The sequence below is a fragment of the Ruegeria sp. CH5 genome, from assembly GCF_056537025.1.
The window spans coordinates 92,902-110,767 of the sequence record NZ_JBQFQT010000005.1 but is presented as its reverse complement, the minus strand read 5'-3'; the positions used below and the strand labels follow the sequence as shown (position 1 = coordinate 110,767).

20 protein-coding genes are annotated in these 17,866 nt (G+C 62.3%); 5 read left to right on the top strand and 15 right to left on the bottom strand.

Annotation, left to right across the window (positions count from 1 at the left end; all coding sequences use genetic code 11):
• Positions 1 to 60: 60 nt before the first annotated feature.
• Genes ACR0JC_RS15395 through ACR0JC_RS15385 form a run of 3 tightly spaced genes read left to right on the top strand, consistent with a single transcriptional unit; the run spans position 61 to position 3,008 of the window.
• The gene (locus tag ACR0JC_RS15395; RefSeq protein WP_480763988.1) at positions 61 to 699 is read left to right on the top strand and encodes an acyl-homoserine-lactone synthase; all 639 of its coding nucleotides are present in this window, start codon (positions 61 to 63) and stop codon (positions 697 to 699) included.
• A 51-nt stretch (positions 700 to 750) separates the two neighbouring features.
• Complete coding sequence (locus ACR0JC_RS15390) at positions 751 to 2,283, top strand: ATP-dependent DNA helicase (RefSeq protein ID WP_170343311.1); 1,533 nt, start codon at positions 751 to 753, stop codon at positions 2,281 to 2,283.
• Positions 2,280 to 3,008, top strand: coding sequence for an SDR family oxidoreductase (locus tag ACR0JC_RS15385; protein WP_170343310.1), 729 nt, complete (start codon positions 2,280 to 2,282; stop codon positions 3,006 to 3,008). Before ACR0JC_RS15390 ends, ACR0JC_RS15385 begins: the two co-directional genes overlap by 4 nt.
• Positions 3,009 to 3,011: 3 nt before the next feature.
• Here the strand turns inward: ACR0JC_RS15385 and ACR0JC_RS15380 are convergent, their stop codons facing one another.
• The 14 genes from ACR0JC_RS15380 to ACR0JC_RS15315 form a co-directional block, all read right to left on the bottom strand.
• On the bottom strand, positions 3,012 to 3,791 hold the full coding sequence (locus ACR0JC_RS15380) for a TIGR02186 family protein (protein WP_174819824.1): 780 nt from the start codon (positions 3,789 to 3,791) through the stop codon (positions 3,012 to 3,014).
• The gene (locus ACR0JC_RS15375; RefSeq protein ID WP_170343309.1) at positions 3,778 to 4,698 is read right to left on the bottom strand and encodes a sulfite exporter TauE/SafE family protein; all 921 of its coding nucleotides are present in this window, start codon (positions 4,696 to 4,698) and stop codon (positions 3,778 to 3,780) included. Before ACR0JC_RS15375 ends, ACR0JC_RS15380 begins: the two co-directional genes overlap by 14 nt.
• A gap of 121 nt (positions 4,699 to 4,819) precedes the next feature.
• Positions 4,820 to 5,743: a sulfite exporter TauE/SafE family protein gene (locus ACR0JC_RS15370; protein ID WP_170343308.1), complete on the bottom strand. Its 924-nt coding sequence runs from the start codon at positions 5,741 to 5,743 to the stop codon at positions 4,820 to 4,822.
• A gap of 90 nt (positions 5,744 to 5,833) precedes the next feature.
• The gene (locus ACR0JC_RS15365; protein ID WP_170365360.1) at positions 5,834 to 6,802 is read right to left on the bottom strand and encodes an ABC transporter permease; all 969 of its coding nucleotides are present in this window, start codon (positions 6,800 to 6,802) and stop codon (positions 5,834 to 5,836) included.
• Positions 6,802 to 7,896, bottom strand: coding sequence for an ABC transporter permease (locus tag ACR0JC_RS15360; protein ID WP_170343306.1), 1,095 nt, complete (start codon positions 7,894 to 7,896; stop codon positions 6,802 to 6,804). Before ACR0JC_RS15360 ends, ACR0JC_RS15365 begins: the two co-directional genes overlap by 1 nt.
• Position 7,897: 1 nt before the next feature.
• Complete coding sequence (locus tag ACR0JC_RS15355) at positions 7,898 to 9,427, bottom strand: ABC transporter ATP-binding protein (RefSeq protein ID WP_170343305.1); 1,530 nt, start codon at positions 9,425 to 9,427, stop codon at positions 7,898 to 7,900.
• Positions 9,428 to 9,539: 112 nt separating this feature from the next.
• Complete coding sequence (locus ACR0JC_RS15350; RefSeq protein WP_093963454.1) at positions 9,540 to 10,538, bottom strand: BMP family lipoprotein; 999 nt, start codon at positions 10,536 to 10,538, stop codon at positions 9,540 to 9,542.
• A gap of 113 nt (positions 10,539 to 10,651) precedes the next feature.
• Positions 10,652 to 11,110: a ribosomal protein S18-alanine N-acetyltransferase gene (gene rimI, locus ACR0JC_RS15345; RefSeq protein WP_170343304.1), complete on the bottom strand. Its 459-nt coding sequence runs from the start codon at positions 11,108 to 11,110 to the stop codon at positions 10,652 to 10,654.
• The gene (tsaB, locus tag ACR0JC_RS15340; RefSeq protein ID WP_170343303.1) at positions 11,107 to 11,697 is read right to left on the bottom strand and encodes a tRNA (adenosine(37)-N6)-threonylcarbamoyltransferase complex dimerization subunit type 1 TsaB; all 591 of its coding nucleotides are present in this window, start codon (positions 11,695 to 11,697) and stop codon (positions 11,107 to 11,109) included. Before tsaB ends, rimI begins: the two co-directional genes overlap by 4 nt.
• Positions 11,687 to 12,250 (bottom strand): NifU family protein, encoded by a 564-nt coding sequence (locus tag ACR0JC_RS15335; RefSeq protein ID WP_093963451.1) that lies wholly within the window; start codon positions 12,248 to 12,250, stop codon positions 11,687 to 11,689. Before ACR0JC_RS15335 ends, tsaB begins: the two co-directional genes overlap by 11 nt.
• Positions 12,251 to 12,318: 68 nt before the next feature.
• Positions 12,319 to 12,912 carry a 2-hydroxychromene-2-carboxylate isomerase gene (locus ACR0JC_RS15330; RefSeq protein ID WP_170343302.1) on the bottom strand — a complete coding sequence of 198 codons (594 nt, stop codon included), beginning with the start codon at positions 12,910 to 12,912 and terminating at the stop codon, positions 12,319 to 12,321.
• Positions 12,912 to 13,367: a universal stress protein gene (locus ACR0JC_RS15325; protein ID WP_170342153.1), complete on the bottom strand. Its 456-nt coding sequence runs from the start codon at positions 13,365 to 13,367 to the stop codon at positions 12,912 to 12,914. The genes ACR0JC_RS15330 and ACR0JC_RS15325 overlap by 1 nt, the downstream gene beginning before the upstream one ends.
• A 75-nt stretch (positions 13,368 to 13,442) precedes the next feature.
• Positions 13,443 to 14,306: a branched-chain amino acid aminotransferase gene (locus ACR0JC_RS15320; RefSeq protein ID WP_170343301.1), complete on the bottom strand. Its 864-nt coding sequence runs from the start codon at positions 14,304 to 14,306 to the stop codon at positions 13,443 to 13,445.
• Between the two features lie 58 nt (positions 14,307 to 14,364).
• Positions 14,365 to 14,826 carry an Lrp/AsnC family transcriptional regulator gene (locus ACR0JC_RS15315; protein ID WP_170343300.1) on the bottom strand — a complete coding sequence of 154 codons (462 nt, stop codon included), beginning with the start codon at positions 14,824 to 14,826 and terminating at the stop codon, positions 14,365 to 14,367.
• Positions 14,827 to 14,955: 129 nt separating this feature from the next.
• Here ACR0JC_RS15315 and ACR0JC_RS15310 point away from each other — a divergent pair, with 129 nt between their 5' ends.
• Positions 14,956 to 16,005, top strand: a complete 1,050-nt coding sequence (locus tag ACR0JC_RS15310) for a Glu/Leu/Phe/Val family dehydrogenase (RefSeq protein WP_170343299.1) — start codon at positions 14,956 to 14,958, stop codon at positions 16,003 to 16,005.
• A gap of 59 nt (positions 16,006 to 16,064) precedes the next feature.
• Here the strand turns inward: ACR0JC_RS15310 and trpS are convergent, their stop codons facing one another.
• Positions 16,065 to 17,093, bottom strand: a complete 1,029-nt coding sequence (gene trpS, locus ACR0JC_RS15305) for a tryptophan--tRNA ligase (protein WP_170343298.1) — start codon at positions 17,091 to 17,093, stop codon at positions 16,065 to 16,067.
• Between the two features lie 86 nt (positions 17,094 to 17,179).
• On the opposite strand from trpS, the gene ACR0JC_RS15300 reads away from it, so the two are divergent.
• Positions 17,180 to 17,866 carry a rhomboid family intramembrane serine protease gene (locus ACR0JC_RS15300; RefSeq protein ID WP_170342144.1) on the top strand — a complete coding sequence of 229 codons (687 nt, stop codon included), beginning with the start codon at positions 17,180 to 17,182 and terminating at the stop codon, positions 17,864 to 17,866.

Genomic DNA, 17,866 nt, shown 5'->3' with positions numbered 1-17,866 from the left:
TAAATTAACCACGACTTTGTACCCCCTTCGTTCCAGTACTGGACGACAAGGGGAAAAGTCATGCTGCGTTATGTTTACGCTGACGAGCTTCATAAATTTCCAAAATTGGCCGAGGGGATGTTTCGCGACCGCGCCGATCAATTCAAAACCCGCCTGGGATGGGATGTTCATGTCAATTCCAAAGGAGAGGAACGGGATCAGTATGATGATCTGAACCCGCTGTATGTCATCTGGGAAGAGCCGGACGGCAGTCACGGCGGCTCGATGCGGGTATTGCCCACGACTGGCCCTGTCATGGTAAACGAGGTGTTCGGGCATCTGACCAGCGGCAGCCCAATTCGAAGCCCGCTGATCTGGGAGGTGACGCGGTTCTGCCTGTCCCGTACCGCTCATCCACACACGGCCGGGGCAATCATGCTGAGTGGGGGAGAGATCATGGAAGGCTTCGGTCTGACCCACATCGCCGGGGTGTTTGATGCAAGGATGATCCGTATCTATCGGCTAATCGGTTCCTCGCCGGTGATCTTGGGCTCGGAGGGGGCGGGCCGTGACCAGATCTCGGTCGGTCTTTGGCCCTATTCCGCTGACGATTGCAACCGCGTGGCCGAGCGGGCGGGCATCCCGCGCGAGCTGTCGCGATTGTGGTTCAAGACGGCGTTCGGGTCCGCCGCGCGGCATCGGTTCGCACTGTCTGCCTGACGTTGAATTCCGCATCTGGCGCAGGTTGGCGCGGCCCTGTAGGGTCGCGCCATGTCTCTGCCCAAGGTTACTTTTTCCGAAGATCAGGCCGCCGCGTTCGACAGCATTGCCCAGATGCTGAAAACCGCAGGCGTGGACCTGGAAGATGATGCGCTGCTCAAGCTGCCCGGCCAGGGCGAATCGGGGGTCATGGCGGTGATCGGCAAGGCCGGGTCGGGCAAGACCCTGCTGTTGGCCGAACTCTACAAGGCGCTGGCTGAGACCGGAGTTCAGATCGTCTCGGGCGACTATGAAAGCCGCAAATCGAAGGACAAGCGCAGCCTTGCCATTCTGGCCCCGACCAACAAGGCCGCCAGCGTGTTGCGGTTGCGCGGTGTTCCGGCCACCACCATTCACCGCATTCTGTACACGCCGGTCTATGATCCGGAATACGAACGGATCGCCGAGTGGCTGGCGGGCAATGACGACCGCCCCGAGATCGAAGGCCTGACCGACGAGGCGTTGGACCGCGCGGCCGCGTTCTATGCCAACAACAAGTCCATCCCGGGTGCCCTAGCCGCCGCCGGCCTGCGCGGGTCGGATTTCATAACCGGATGGAAACGTCGCGACGAGCCGCTGGATATCGGGTTCGTCGATGAAGCCTCGATGCTGGACGACCGCCAGTTCGAGGATCTCAAAGAAATTTTTCCTACCTTGTTGCTGTTCGGCGATCCGGCACAGTTGGCACCGGTGAATCAGTCCGGGTCGATGGTGTTCGATGCTTTGCCGGAACCGCGCAAGCTGATCCTGCACCGGGTACACCGGCAAGAGGCCGACAACCCCATTCTGGACCTGGCCCATGCGCTGGCCGATCCTGCGATGGGGTTCGAGGATTTCGAACGCCTTGTCGAGCAGACCGCCCGCAAGGATGACCGCGTGGTCTGGGGCCAGCGGGTCGAGGTCGACCTGATGGCCCGCAGCCCGGTTCTGGTCTGGCGCAACGCGACACGCATCCGGCTGATTCAGGCCTTCCGTCAGGTGCATGGTGCGCCCGAGACCGAATTGTTGGAAGGCGAACCGCTGATCTGCGACGGGATCGAGCTGCCGCTGAAGCACCGCAAGAAGCGGCTCGACCTCGAGGCGCGCGGGCTGATCAAGGGCGCGCAGGTGATCTATCTGGGGCCGGGGCGCAAGCCTGGGTTCTCGCGGCTGCATGTCATGGGGGCCGAAGACCCGCAGGTCAGCGCCGCCTCGATCGTGCAGATCGAAAAACCGGACGAGGAAGAGCCCTTCATCCCCTTTGCCGCGCGCATGGGGGCCACGTTTCTGCATGGGGCCGCCGTGACGATCCACAAGGCGCAGGGCTCGCAGTGGGACACGGTGCAGGTCTTTGCCCCTGACCTTTATGCCGCCGCCCGCATGGGCCGGACCGAGGCCGGGCAACCCCTGTGGAAACGGCTGGCCTATGTGGCCATCACCCGGGCGCAAGAGCGGCTGATCTGGGTGGTGCGCAACCGGCTGTCCAAACCAAGCCACCCGCTGCGGGTTGACGACCTGCGCGCGGTCCCGGCCGCAAAACTTACGCTGGAGGCGGAGGAGACGTGAAGACGATCATTGTAACCGGGGCAAGTTCGGGCATCGGGCGAGCCACCGCCGAGCTGTTTCTGGATCAGGGCTGGAAGGTCGGCCTGTTGGCACGCAGTGCGGACAAGCTGAGCCAGTTTGCCGCGACGCGCGAAAACGCCATTCCACTGGTGGCCGACGTGACCGATCCTCAAGCGGTGTCGGCGGCGTTCGATGAATTTCAGGCGCAGGCTGGACGGTTGGATGTTCTGTTCAACAACGCGGGGATCTTTGCCCCTGCCGGGACGATCGACGAGATCGCGCTGGACGACTGGTATCAGAGCGTCAACGTGAACCTGAACGGGATGTTTCTGTGTGCTCGCGCGGCCTTTGGCTTGATGCGCAGGCAGGTACCCCAGGGGGGCCGCATCATCAACAACGGCTCGATCGCGGCGCATGTACCGCGCCCGAATTCGGTTCACTACACCGCCACAAAACACGCGATTACCGGGCTGACACGAAGCCTGTCGCTTGACGGCCGCGCTCATGGGATCGCCTGTGGGCAGATCGACATCGGAAATGCCAGAACCCAGATGGTGCAGAACCTGGTCGATACGGCGGTTGCTGAAGGGCGAGAGCCTGATCCGACGATGGAGGTCGAAGACGCCGCGCGCTCGGTCCTGCACATGGCCAGCCTGCCGCCCGAAGCCAACGTTCAGTTCATGACCGTGATGGCAACGACGATGCCGTATATCGGGCGCGGGTAGCGGTCAGCTTTCGCGCAACAGTCGGAAAGCCGTCGAAGCGCCCCAGCCTGCGGCGATGGCAATGACGAGGGACATCAACCCGTACCAGACCGGCTGTTGACGCGACATGTTGTAGAGAAACCGCTCGAGCCCGACTTTCCGAACGTCGATAACCGTCTCGAACTGCGAAATGACTTCGCCGTTCCGCATCAGGAAGATGCGGGTCAGGTAGTCGCCTTCGGTCAAGTCGGCCGGCATCTTGATGGAGGTGCGGAATAGCGTTTGCTCATCCACGGCAACCGTGTTCTCCCGGATCGAGTACAGGCCCTCATCCTCGCGGATCCTGACGACAGCCCGGGCGAAATCCTGAGCCTCCCGAATATGCATGGCTGCCCCGACGGACCGGATCGCGCGCCGGATCGAGATGCGATAGCGCAGATCTTCGGTGTCGGTGATGATGTCCGTGAACGGTGCGCTTGTGGCGACTGCGTAGAAGCTGGGTGCGGAATCGACCAGAACGCTGTCGGTATTCACCCAGATGCCGAATTTCTTTTCCTTGCGCCGCACCATGACCGGCTCGGACGGGCCTGCGACTGCCACGATCACCTCCAGCGGAGGGCCGGGCGGGATCGGTGCTTCGCGCTTGACGGCGCCAAAGATCAGAATCTCGGATCCGTCGAAATCGGCGGTGATGGCTACGCGATCCTGGCTGAGGCCAAGAACGACTTGCTCATCCGCGGCATGGACGGGGAGGGTCAGGAACACAAGGGCGATGAACCAGCGCAACACGTCAATGCCCCCCATCGGTGCCAAGCGAGTACAGCTCGGCCGGTTGCAACAACAGATCCAGGGCCAGCTTTCCGCAAACCGCCAAGACAAGAGCCGCCAGCAGGACGCGCAGCTGCTCGGCCGGGATGCGTGCCCCCAGCACGGTTCCGATCTGAGCTCCGATCACCCCGCCAACCAACAGTAGGACAGCCAGCACGATATCGACCGTAAAGTTGGTCGTGGCGTGCAGCATGGTGGTGAAGCCAGTGACGAAAATAATCTGGAAAAGGGATGTCCCCACAACCACTTTGGTTGGCATTCCCAGCAGATAGATCATGGCGGGCACCATGATGAATCCGCCGCCCACGCCCATGATCGCCGACAACACGCCGACGAACAGGCCGACAAGCACCGGCGGAATGACCGAGATATACAGCCCCGAGGTCCGGAACCGCATCTTGAACGGCAGGGCGTGGATCCACCCCCTCTGGCGCCGTTTGACAGGGACCCCACCGGCCTTGCGGGACCTGCGAAGCGCATTGAGGCTTTCAAAGAACATCAGCCCGCCAATGACGCCCAGAAAGACGACATAGCAGAGCTTGACCAGCAGATCGACCTGACCCAGGCTTTTGAGATAGTTGAAGAAGACAACGCCCACGGCGGCGCCGATCAGACCACCCACAAGAAGGACCGTGCCCATCTTCAGGTCGACCGTCTTTCTGCGGAAATGCGCCAGCACCCCCGAGAATGACGAGGCAACGATCTGGTTCGCCTCGGTTGCCACAGCAACGGCGGGTGGGATGCCGATAAAAAACAGCAGCGGGGTCATCAAAAAGCCGCCACCGACACCGAACATACCGGACAGGATCCCCACCATGCCGCCGAGGCCAAGCAGCAGAAAGGCGTTTACGGAAACTTCGGCGATAGGCAGGTAGATATGCATGTGGTCTAGCCGATCCGTACTGCGGTGGACTGGTTAATGCGAGCAAAGGCAGGCGCGCTGCGTTGGGCGAAGAAACGGACTTGTGGGTACATGGCGGTTTCGAAGGATAAACTGGTCACGATCAAACCCCCGCCAATTCAGAAAGCGAATAGAATTCTGTCGGAGCCACGATCAGTTCCAGCCCGACTTTTCCGGCCACGATCATGACCAGTACCGCCAGCAAAACCCGCAGCTGCTCAGCCTTCAACCGAGCGCCGACCATGCTGCCGAACTGGGCCCCAACGACCCCCCCGATCAACAGGAACAAGGCCAGCACGATATCCACGCTGAAGTTGGTCGAAGCGTGGATCATCGTCGTGAACCCGGCCACGAAAATGATTTGAAACAGCGAGGTTCCGATCACCACCTTTGTTGGCATTCCGAGGATATAGATCATTGCCGGAACCATGATGAACCCGCCGCCAACGCCCATGATGGCCGACAGGATTCCGACGCCAAAGCCGACCAGGATGGGTGGAATGACCGAGATGTACAGGTTTGACTCGCGGAACCGCATTTTGAACGGCAGTGCATGAACCCAGGTGCGTTGGCGGCGTGCGGTCGGTGCGGTGCCGCCCGCCGCTCGTGACCGGCGGATTGCACGCAGGCTCTCAATGAACATCAAGGTGCCGATGAGGCCAAGAAACACGACGTAACACAGCTGGACCGCCAGATCGACCTGTCCCAAATGCTTGAGATAGTTGAAGACGAGCATCCCCAGCGTCGCGCCGAGCAGGCCGCCGCCCAACAGAACCGATCCCATCTTCAGGTCTACGGTCCTGCGCTTGAGATGGGCCATCAGCCCCGAAAATGAGGATGCCACCACCTGATTGGCCGATGTCGCCACGGCGACTGCAGGTGGAATACCGATCAGAAACAGCAATGGCGTGATCAGAAAACCGCCTCCCACTCCGAACATGCCGGACAGAACGCCCACGGAAACACCAATCGCCAGCAGGACAAACGGGCTAACGGATACTTCGGCTATGGGAAGGTAGACGTGCATACCCTCTTAGAGCGCTTGCGGCATGCAAAATCAACTCTGCATGCCGCTTTGCAGCAAACAGGACTGAAAAGCAGTCCTGAACTGGCCTTATCAACGCTCTTTCACATAAGGCTCGCCACCGGCCCTTGGCGGGACCGCTTTGCCGACGAAACCTGCCAGGATCACCACGGTCAGGATATAGGGCAGCGCGTCCATGACTTGAACGGGGATAATGATGCCGCCCAGGTCGATATTCTGGAACCGCAGAGCAACAGCCTGCAGCAGCCCGAACAGCAAACACGCCCACATGGCGTGCCACGGCCGCCACTTGGCAAAGATCAGTGCAGCCAGTGCGATGAAACCCCGGCCGGCCGTCATGTCTTTGACGAACCCTGCCTGCAACGCTGTCGCCAAATAGGCCCCGGCGATGCCACACAGCACGCCACAGATGGCGACGGCTGCGTACCGAAGCCCCACCACTGAGACGCCCGCGGTGTCCACTGCCGCCGGGTTTTCACCCACGGCTCGCAGGCGCAGTCCAAAGCGGGTGCGGAACAGCACCCACCAGGTGGCGGGCACCATCAGGAACGCCACGTAGACAAGAATCGAGTGGCCTGAGAGCAGCTCGGCGTAGATGGGACCGATGATCGGCACACCGCTCAGAGCCTCGGCGAAGGGGAAGTTGATCGGTTCGAACCGGCCGCCCCCGAACAGCGACGGCGTGCGGCCGCCTTGCTGGAACCAGTCCTGGGCCACCAGCACGGTCATGCCGGCAGCCAGGAAGTTGATGGCGACACCGGAAATCAGCTGGTTGCCCCGGAACGTGATCGAGGCAAGCCCGTGCAGGCCAGACAGCACCAAGGACGATGCGATGCCGGCCAGCAGGCCCAGCCATACCGACCCGGTGACGGCGGCAACGGCGGCCGAGAAGAATGCGGCCATCAGCATCTTACCTTCCAAGCCGATGTCGAAAATGCCAGCGCGTTCCGAATACAAGCCGGCCAGACAGGCCAGCAGCAGCGGCGTGGCCAGGCGAATTGTCGAGTCCAGAACCTGGACGATCGTCAGGAACAACTCCATCAGTTCGCCTCCTTCCGCAGAGCCAGGAACAGCTTTTCAAGCGGCATGCGCACCATGTTGTCCAGCGCTCCGGTGAACAGGATCACCAGCGCCTGGATCACCACGATCAGCTCGCGCGGGATCGACGTCCACAGGGCCAGTTCCGCGCCGCCCTGGTAGAGGAAACCAAACAGGATGGCTGCCAGGAACACGCCGAACGGGTGCGAGCGGCCCATCAGGGCCACCGCGATGCCGATGAAGCCCGCGCCCTCGGTCGAGTTGAGAACCAGCCGCTCGGCCTCACCCATGACGTTGTTGATCGCCATCAGGCCCGCCAGAGCGCCCGAGATCAGCATCGCCACGATGGTGATGCGCACCGGTGAGATACCGGCATAGACCGCACCGGTTTCCGAATGCCCATAAGCCCGGATTTCATAGCCCAAGCGGGTTCGCCAGATCAGCGCCCAGACGACGATGCAGGCGATGACCGCGATGATCAGCGAGATGTTGGCCGGAGCCGCCTTGGAGAAATTGATCCCGATCGGGGCCAGCATCTCGTGCAGGGTGGGCAGATGTACCGCCTCGGCAAAGCGGGCGGTGGCCGGGTCTTGCGAGCCGGCCGGTCGCATCACGTTAACCAGCATGTAGTTCAGCAGCGCCGCGGCGATGAAGTTGAACATGATCGTGGTGATCACGATATGGCTGCCGCGCTTGGCCTGCAGATAGGCCGGAATCGCCGCCCAGGCTGCGCCGAACAGCATGCCGGCGGCCATCGCAGCCAGTAGAGCGATGCTCCAATGTGGCCAAGGCACATAGAGGCACACCATGGCAACGCCCAGTCCGCCCAGCATGGCCTGACCCTCGCCACCGATGTTGAACAGGCGCGCGTGAAAGGCCACCGCAACCGCAAGGCCGGTGAACATGAAGTTGGTTGCATAATACAGGGTGTAGCCCCAGCCATAGGTCGACCCCAGCGCGCCGGTGACCATCAGGTTTACCGCCTCGATCGGGTTTTCGCCAATCGCCAGAATGACCAGTGTCGATAGGATTGCGGCCAGGATCAGACTGATGAGCGGGATCAGAATGACGTCGGCCCATTTGGGCATCTTATCCATGTTACGCGGCCTCCCCCGCAACACCAGCCATCAACAGGCCCAGTTCTTTTTCATCCGTTTCATGGGGCAGGCGCTCGCCCATGATATGTCCGTCGAACATCACTGCAATCCGGTCGGACAGAGAGAAGATCTCTTCCAACTCGACCGAGACCAGCAGGATCGCCTTGCCCTGATCGCGCAGGGCGACGATCTGCTTGTGAATGAACTCGATCGCGCCGATGTCCACGCCGCGGGTCGGCTGGCCCACCAACAGCAAATCGGGGTTCCGCTCGATTTCGCGAGCAACCACGATCTTCTGCTGGTTCCCGCCCGAAAAGTTCTTGGCCGACAGCCAGCCATTCGGCGGACGCACGTCGAATTTCTCGATCTTGCGTTCTGTGTCGGCGCGCAGGGCGGCGTTGTTCATGAAAATCCCGCGCTGATAAGCGGGGTCGCGGTGATAGCCGAAGGCCACGTTTTCCCAGGCGTGGAAGTCCATGATCAGGCCTTCGCGTTGCCGGTCTTCGGGAACATGGGCGATCCCTTGGGTGCGCCGCGCCTGACCGTCGGCCTCGGGTCCGCTGAGCGCCAGAGGCGTACCATTCAGTTTGATCACGCCTGATCCCGGGCGCATCCCGCCCAACACCTCTAGCAGCTCGGACTGCCCGTTGCCGGCGACGCCTGCGATGCCCACGATCTCGCCCGCGCGGACGGTCAGGTCGATACCTTTGACGCGCTCGACGCCCGCCGAATCCGTCACCCGCAGGTTCTCGATTTCAAGGATGGGCTTGCCGGGTTTGGCCGGCACCTTGTCGACGCGCAACAGAACCTTGCGCCCAACCATCAGCTCGGCCAACTCCTCGGGGTTGGTCTCGGCGGTCTTGACCGTGGCGGTCATCTGGCCGCGGCGCATCACCGACACGGTATCGGTGGCTTCCATGATCTCGCGCAGCTTGTGAGTGATCAGGATGATGGTCTTGCCTTCGGCGCGCAGCCGGTCGAGGATCCGGAACAGCTGGTCGGCCTCGGCTGGGGTCAGCACCCCGGTGGGCTCGTCCAGAATCAGGATTTCCGCCTTCCGGTACAGCGCCTTGAGAATTTCGACCCGCTGCTGCATGCCCACGCCGATCTCGTCGATACGCTTGTCGGGGTCTACGAAGAGCTCGTATTCTTCCTCGAGCTCTTTCAGCTCTTTCCGGGCCTTGGCCAGCGAAGGGGCCAGCAGCCCGCCATCTTCGGCGCCCAGAACGATGTTTTCCAGAACGGTGAAATTCTCGACCAGCTTGAAATGCTGAAAGACCATGCCGATACCCGCGACGATCGCGGCCTGGCTGTCGGGGATGTCGGTCTTTTTGCCGTTGATCCAGATTTCACCTTTGTCGGCCTTGTAGAAGCCGTACAGAATGCTCATCAGCGTGGATTTGCCCGCACCGTTTTCACCGATGATCCCGTGGATCGTGCCGGGGGCGACGCTGATCGAGATGTCCTTGTTCGCTTGAACTGGCCCAAAGGCTTTGGAAATCCCTTTGAGCTCGATGGCGGGGACTGTCATGTCTTGTCCTCGATTGCCGTAGAAGCTGCGCTGATTTCGCGATCATTCGGTCGTGGCGAAACAGCGGCATGAGTGGATGCGGGACGGGAGGTTTCCCCCGCCCCGCGCGATATCAGAACTGCAGTGCCGGGCAGCTGTCGTTCTCGTAGTAGCTGACGACGGTGACATTGCCGTCGATGATGTCGCGGCGTGCCTTTTCGACGGCGGCCTTCATCTCGTCGCTCACCAGCGAGGCGTTGTTTTCATCCATGGCAACGCCGACACCGTCCTGTGCCAGACCCATGGTGAACTTGCCGGTTTCGACATCTTCGCCTGCCTTCATGGCGTCATAAACGGCTACGTCCACGCGCTTGAGCATCGAGGTCAGTACCTTGCCCGGGTGCAGGTGGTTCTGGTTGCTGTCCACGCCGATCGACAGGATGCCTTCGTCGGCTGCGGTCTGCAGAACACCGACGCCGGTACCGCCTGCGGCAGCGTAGATCACGTCAGCGCCTTGGCTGATCTGAGCCTTGGTCAGCTCCGAACCCTTCACCGGGTCGTTCCAAGCGGCCGGGGTGGTGCCGGTCATGTTGGCTACGACGTTGATGTCAGGGTTCACGGCCTTGGCGCCCTGGGCGTAGCCGCAGCCAAAGTGCCGGATCAGCGGAATGTCCATGCCACCGATGAAGCCGACGGTACCCGACTTGGATGCCATCGCGGCCATCATGCCGACCAGGTACGAGCCTTCATGCTCGGCGAACGAGACCTGGCGGATGTTCGGCGCGTCCAGCCAGCTGACGTCGACGGCAACGAACTTGGTGTCGGGATAGTCAGGTGCGACGGCGGCCAGCGGATCAGCCATGGCAAAGCCCATGGTGATGATCGGGTTTGCACCGGCTTCAGCGAAACGACGCAGGGCTTGTTCGCGCTGCGCTTCCGACTGCAGCTCGATTTCGCGATAGGATTTGCCGGTCTGGTCGGCCCAGCGCTTGGCGCCGTTATGGGCTGCTTCGTTGAACGATTTGTCGAACTTGCCGCCCAGATCGAAGATGATCGCCGGTTCGGCCAGCGCCGCACCTGCGGTCAGTGCAAACGCGGCGGCCGCGCCCATCAAGGATTTCATCAGGGTCATCATATACTCCCGTTGTTTTTTTGGCTTCGGGGCAGGGGCTTTTGCCCAGCCCCGCTCAGAGCGAGCAGAACTGCTGTGATAGCGGCAATTAAGGCCGTCTGAAACAGCCATGGTCAACCGCTTTTTGACCATTTGGTCTCAGAAATGCCCGGCTTTCGTCGGGGTAGCGCGCGCTCCATCAAGATTGCATCTACTTTGTCAGCCTTGCCGCGCCGGTAATATCCCGGCCGAAGACCGCAGCGCGCATAGCCGCAACTTTGGTAGAGTGCAATGGCGGCCGCGTTGTCCGATGCCACCTCAAGAAACGCCCGGCGCGCACCCAGATCGTGAGCCTTGTCATGCCAAGCCTGCATGCAGGCGCGGCCCAGACCCTGCCGCTGATGATCGGGATGCGTCGCGATGGTCAGCAGCTCAGCCTCGTCGCCGATGACTTGGACCAGGGCAAATGCTGTTTTGTTTCCAACGACATGGGTGAAGCGGCTGGCAAGCAGATCAGCGAATTCATCAGCAGTCCAGGGGCGGGACTGGGTGAAAGCCGCGCCGTGGGTCTCGGCCATTTCCTGTGGGGTCATGGGTCCAGCAAAGGCGGCGGCGTATCGCGCGACGGGGCGGCGTCTGCGGCACGAACGTACAGGGGGGCCGGGGGACCTGACACAAGGTCAACACGTTCGGATGCAATCCGGGCGATGGCCCGGACGACTGCATTCGCATCGTCGCACAAAAACAGGGCGCCAAGTGATTCTGCCTGTTCCTGCGTCATCAGCTGCGGCGTCCCGTCGGGCGCTAGCAGGTAAACATGTTCCCGGGGGGCTGGAATGACTGGGGTCCGCCCTTCAGGTGCCAAAGCCGCAAGGGCTTCAAGGCCCGAAACGCCGATTGCCGGTTTGTTCAATCCAAGCGCCAGCCCTCGGGCGGCGGAGACCGAGATGCGAATTCCAGTGAAATTGCCCGGACCCGTCCCGACACCGATCGCGTCGATATCCGCCCAAGAAACCCCACCTTCTGCCAGGATGTCCTGAAGCAAAGGCATCAGGCGTTCCGCCTGGCCGCGGGTCATGGTTTCGGCGCGGCTCACGACGATGTCTGGCCCGCGCAGCAAAGCGGCCGCGCAATGCGCGGCCGATGTGTCAAATGCCAGAATTGTCTGATCAGACGGCAACAGGGCGAACCTCGGTCACCTCGGGGATGTAATGGCGGAGCAGGTTCTCGATCCCCATTTTCAGGGTCAGCGTCGAGGACGGGCAGCCTGCGCAGGCCCCTTGCATATGCAGGTAGACGACGCCGCGGTCAAAGCCGTGGAAGGTGATGTCACCGCCGTCCTGCGCCACGGCGGGGCGCACGCGGCTGTCCAGCAATTCCTTGATCTGGTTGACGATTTCCGAGTCCTCACCCGAATGTTCAGCATGGCCGGACGCGGTTTCCACCCCGGCCCCCATCACCGGCTGGCCGGACTGGTAGTGCTCCATCACAGCGCCCAGGATGGCGGGTTTGATGTGGTCCCACTGCACGCCGTCGTCTTTGGTGACGGTTACGAAGTCATTGCCGAAGAAAACTCCGGTCACACCGCTGACCGCAAAGATGCGCTGCGCCAGCGGCGAGTTCTGCGCGGCTTCGGCGGTCGGAAAATCCGCTGTACCGGCCTCGAGCACGGTCTGACCGGGCAGGAATTTCAGCGTGGCCGGGTTGGGTGTGGATTCGGTCTGGATGAACATGGCGCGCTCCGTATCAGTTGGCTCTGATATGCGCGTCAGCGGCCGGGAAGTCAAGATTTGGAACGGTTCTAAATCGCTGTGGCCTGTCGGATTGCCATGTCCAGTCGGTCATCGCCCCAATAAAGCTCCTCATCCACGACAAAACTGGGGGCGCCGAAGATCCCCAGCGATTTGGCGCGGGCAACCTGGTCAAACAGAGCACTCTTGATGTCAGTGTCTGCGGTCCGGTCGATCATGTCCTCGGGGAGGCCGGCGGCGGACAGGGCGCTGCGCAGGACAGGCTCTTCGGAAATGTTCAGGCCTTGGCCAAATTGTGCGGCGAAAACGGCGCGGGAGAATGCAGCGCGCGCTTCACCCTGAGGGATGGCGAGCGCAAGGCGTGCAGCCTTCAGGCCGTTTTGCGGAAACTCGGCAGGTCGGGTCAGGGGCAGGTCACGCTGCCGGCACAGCCGTTCCATGTCGCGCCACATGTACCGCCCCTTGGCCGGATAGATGTTGAACGGCGAGGTTTTCCACCCCTGCTCGGCAAAAATGGGACCCAGAAGGAATGGCTGCCAGTCCACCTGCACGCCGCAGGCTGCCGCGTCCCGTTCGACCCGCATGGCGCTGAGGTAGGAATAGGTCGAGGCGAAATCGAACCAGAAGTGCAGGGTGGCGGGCATCAGGTGATCTCTTCGAGCTTCTCCTTGCTCAGGTCGCCCGGAACGATGGTGATCGGAATCGGCAAGCTGCCGGAATTCCGCGTCAACTGAGTGACCAGTGGACCCGGGCCCTTCTTGTCGGTACCCGCACCCAGAACAAGGACGCCGATCTCGGGATCCGAGCGGACATGCTCAATGATCTGCGGAACGGGTTCACCCTCGCGGATCGCCAGTTCCGGCTCGATCCCCTGCTTGTCGCGCATCCATTTGGCAAATACCTCGAAATGCGCATGGATACGCTCGCGGGCTTCTTCCCGCATCACTTCGGCCACGCCGATCCAGTGGTTGAACTCGTCCGGAGGAATGACCGAGAGGATGGTCACCCCCCCGCCCGTATGCGCAGCACGCATTGCGGCGAAACGCATGGCGTTCAGGCACTCGCGGCTATCGTCAAGAACTACAAGGAACTTGCGCATGAATGTCCTCTTCGGTTTTCGGGATCATGCCCGAGCATTCGGTGTCTGGCAACTCGGGCCGCGACGGGCCTTCGCTTATTGGTTGCTGGCCGCCCAGTCCCAGTAGAGCGCGCGCGTGCGGCGCGTGATAGGGCCAATCTGATATTGCGTGTCGTCCAGTGCGGTCACGGGCGTGACCTTGTTCATGTTGCCGGACATGAACACTTCGTCCGCGTCGTGAAAATCGTCGAAGGTCAGAACAGTTTCGTGAACCGTCACACCGTCGCGCCGCAGATTGTCGATGTGCCGCGCACGAGTGATGCCTGCAAGGAAGGTGCCGTTCGGTGCCGGAGTAAACACCTCGCCATCCTTGGCCATGAAGATGTTGGCCGTTGCGGTTTCTGCCACGTTGCCCATGGCATCGGTCACCAATGCGTTTGAGAACCCCTTGGATCGTGCTTCCGCCAGCATTCGGGCGTTGTTTGGATAAAGGCACCCGGCCTTGGCGTTGACGACCGCGCTTTCCAGAACCGGGCGGCGGAAGCGGGTGGTCGTCAGCGTGACCGAGGCCGCCTCGGGCGCCATCGGGATTTCTTCGAGGCAGATGGCAAAGCCTGTGCTGTCACCCTGCGGCACGATCGCCGTCGCGTCTCCGTCGATCCCCCAATACATCGGGCGAATGTAGACGGCGGCCTCGGTCGGGTAAGCTTCAAGACCTTCGCGGATCAGTTCGACCATCTGTTCGGTGGTCACGGTCGGAGTGAGCATCAGTGCCTCGGCCGAGCGGTTCACCCGGTCGCAATGCGCCGCCAGATCGGGCGCCATTCCGTCAAAATAGCGCGCGCCGTCAAACACCGATGATCCAAGCCAGGCCCCGTGGTCCGCAGCCCGCATGATCGGGGCATCGCCATCGTGCCATGTGCCATCGAAATAAGTGCGGATATTCTTGCCGACTGCCATTGTGCCCTCCGTCAATTCCGCCGAACCGTAGGAGCGCGCGCGCCCAAGGTCCAGCAGATTATCCGGCCGACGATGGCAACACGTCGCGCTTGACCATCGCGCGCAGGGCGAAGTTGGAGCGCAGGTTGCGGATGCCCGGAATCTGCATCAGCCGGTTCTCCAGAAACGCGTCGAAGGCGGTCAGGTCACGCGCCACGACGCGCAGCAGGATGTCGCGCGAGCCTGTCATGAGGTAGCACTCCATCACCTCATCGCATCGCAGGATGGCGCGTTCGAAGGCGTCGATGGCGTTGCGGTCCTGTTTCTCAAGTTCGACAGACACGAAAATCGTGACGCCAAAGCCCAGCTTCTCGGGGTCGACCTGCGCCGAATATCCGGTGATCACCCCGTCGCGGCGCAGGCGGTCCAGGCGTCGCGCGCAGGGTGTGGGCGACAGGCCCACCTTTTCGGCCAGGTCAAGAACGGTCATGCGCCCGTCCTGCTGCAGCGCGCGCACGATCTTGCGGTCGATCTGATCCATGGGGAAAATCCCTAAAATTGTCGGCTCGGATTATTATTATCGCCAAGAGCAATGTGTTGGCCAGCACGTATTGGCGAAAATCGCTCGGTCGGATGTGGCAGACTCGATCTGTCATTCCGGAGGAGCAAAATGGAAATAACCACGATTGACGCGCCAGATCACGAGCGTGTGGTCGAATTCAAAGACGCCGCCAGCGGGCTTTCGGGCTTTGTGGCGATCCACTCCACGCAATTGGGGCCTGCAGCGGGTGGCGTGCGGATGCGCACCTATGGCCACCCGTCCGAGGCGCTGGACGATGCGCTGCGCCTGTCGCGGGGCATGACCTACAAGAACGCCGCGGCCGATCTGCCGCTGGGCGGGGGCAAGGCCGTGATCATCGGCGACCCGAGCGCGGACAAGACGCCCCGGTTGCTGCAGGCCTTCGGCCGCGTGGTCCAAAGCCTCGGCGGCCAATACTGGACGGCCGAGGACATGGGGATGACTCCGGCCGACATGGCCCAGATCGGCACCGAAACCGAATATGTCGCCGGTCTGCCCGATGGCCCGTTCGCCAGCGGCGACCCGTCGCCCATCACCGCCCGCGGGATCTTCAACGCCATCCGCGTGACTGCGCGGCATCGGTTCGGGTCCGCGGACCTGAGCGGCAAGACCGTCTCGGTGCAGGGGCTGGGCCATGTGGGCGAACATCTGTGCGCGCTGCTGAATGATGCCGGGGCGAAACTGGTGATCACCGACATCGATGCGCGCCAGACCGCCCGGCTGGCGGACCGGTTCGCAGCGCAGGCCGTCGCGCCCGATGCGATCTACGCGGCCCAGGCGGATATTTTCGCGCCCTGCGCCATCGGCGGCATCCTGAACGAAACCAGCATTCCGCTGCTGAAGGTCGGCGCGGTAGCCGGAGGGGCCAACAACCAGCTGGCGACCGATGCCGACGCGCAGCGCCTGCATGACCGCGGCATCCTCTACGCCCCGGATTTCGTGGCCAATGGCGGCGGGATCGTGAACGTCGCGACCGAGATCCTGAAGATCAAGGATCGCGAAGCCTGGGTCGGCCAGCGGCTCGAGGCGCTGGAGCGGACGATGGACCGCATCCTGACCCGCGCCAAGGTCGATGGCGTCAGCCCCCGTGCGGTGGCCGAATCCATCGTCGAGGAAAAACTGCACCCGCAGGCCGCCTGACCTGCAACGAAAAACGCCGCCCCTTACCGGGGGGCGGCGCTGCAGTTTCTGTCTGGTGCTCAGGCGCGGCCGGCGCCCACCATCCCCACGATTTCGTAGGTGCGGCTGAGGATCGGAGCCGCGATTTCCCGCGCCCGTTCCGCGCCACGGTCCAGGATCCTGTCGATCTCGGCCTGATCGCCCATCAGCCGCGCCATCTCGGTCGAGATCGGCGACAGCCTTGCGACTGCCAGATCGGCCAGCATCGGCTTGAAGTCACCGAACTGCTTGCCCCCGACCTCGGCCAGAACCTGCTCGACCGTCTGATCGCTGAGCGCGGCATAGATGTTGACCAGGTTGCGCGCCTCGGGGCGGCCTTCCAGCCCGTCCGCGTCCGAGGGCAGGGCGTCGGGGTCGGTCTTGGCTTTGCGGATCTTCTTGGCGATGGTGTCGGCATCGTCGGTCATGTTGATCCGGCTCATGTCGGACGGATCCGACTTGGACATCTTCTTGGCCCCGTCGCGCAGGCTCATCACGCGCGTCGCCGCGCCCTCGATCACCGGTTCGGTGATCGGGAAGAAATCGACGCCATAGTCGTGGTTGAACTTGATGGCGATGTCGCGGGTCAGCTCAAGATGCTGTTTCTGGTCGTCGCCCACCGGCACATGGGTCGCGTGGTAGACCAGAATGTCGGCGGCCATCAGCGAGGGATAGGCGAACAGGCCCAGCGAGGCGTTCTGCTGGTTCTTGCCCGCCTTGTCCTTCCACTGGGTCATGCGCTGCATCCAGCCCATGCGCGCAACACAGTTGAAGATCCAGGCCAGTTGCGCGTGCTCGGGCACCTGGGACTGGTTGAACAGGATCGACTGTTCGGGATCGATGCCGGCGGCGATGAAGCCTGCGCACAGCTCGCGCGTGGAATGCGCCAGTTCCTTGGGGTTCTGCCAGACGGTGATCGCGTGAAGATCGACCATGCAGTACACGGTCTCCATCTCCGGCCCCTGCATATCCACAAAACGCTTGAGCGCACCAAGGTAGTTGCCAAGATGGAGGTTTCCCGAGGGCTGAATGCCGGAAAACACGCGCGGCGTGAACTTGGTCTCGGTCATGGAAGGGAACTCCCGTCTGGAAAAATAAGCCTCCGTCGCTTACCCATGAGGCAAAGGGACGTCAACAGCCGCGAAAGGCCCGCCCAATGAGCAGCGAGCATTACACACCCCCCGTGAACCCCCTGCCGCCCGTGGTGGTGGCGCTGGTCTTGTTCATCATGGGGATCGAACTGGCCTTCACCCTCGGCACGCGCGGCCTGGTCGGCGGACCGGGCGCGGTGGGCTGGCGGCTCGAGGCGATTCAGCGCTATTCCTTCTCGGCCGACATCTTCGACTGGATGGTCATGAACGGGCGTTGGCCGGTCGAGCATGTGATCCGGTTCTTCACCTACCCCTTCGTGTCAGGCAGCTTTACCCAGGCGCTTTTTGTCTGCGTCTTCGTTTTGGCGATGGGCAAGATGGTGGGCGAGGTCTTTGGCGGTTTTGCGATGCTGGTGATCTTCGTGCTGTCCGGCGTGGGCGGAGCGCTGGCCTATGCGGTGTTGCTGGACCCGCGCTATCCGCTGGTCGGGGGCTTCCCGCCGGTCTATGGCCTGATCGGTGCGTTCACCTGGCTGCTGTGGCGCAGGCTGTCGCTGGTCGGCGAAAACCAGGCGCGGGCGTTCCAGTTGATTGCGGTCCTGATGGGTATCCAACTGCTGTTCGGGCTGATCTTCGGCGGCACCTCGGATTGGGTGGCCGATCTGGGTGGGTTCGCGACCGGGTTCGGGCTGTCGTTCTTCGTGGCGCCGGGCGGATGGGCGCGGCTGGTGGGGCGCATCCGGCGGGATTGA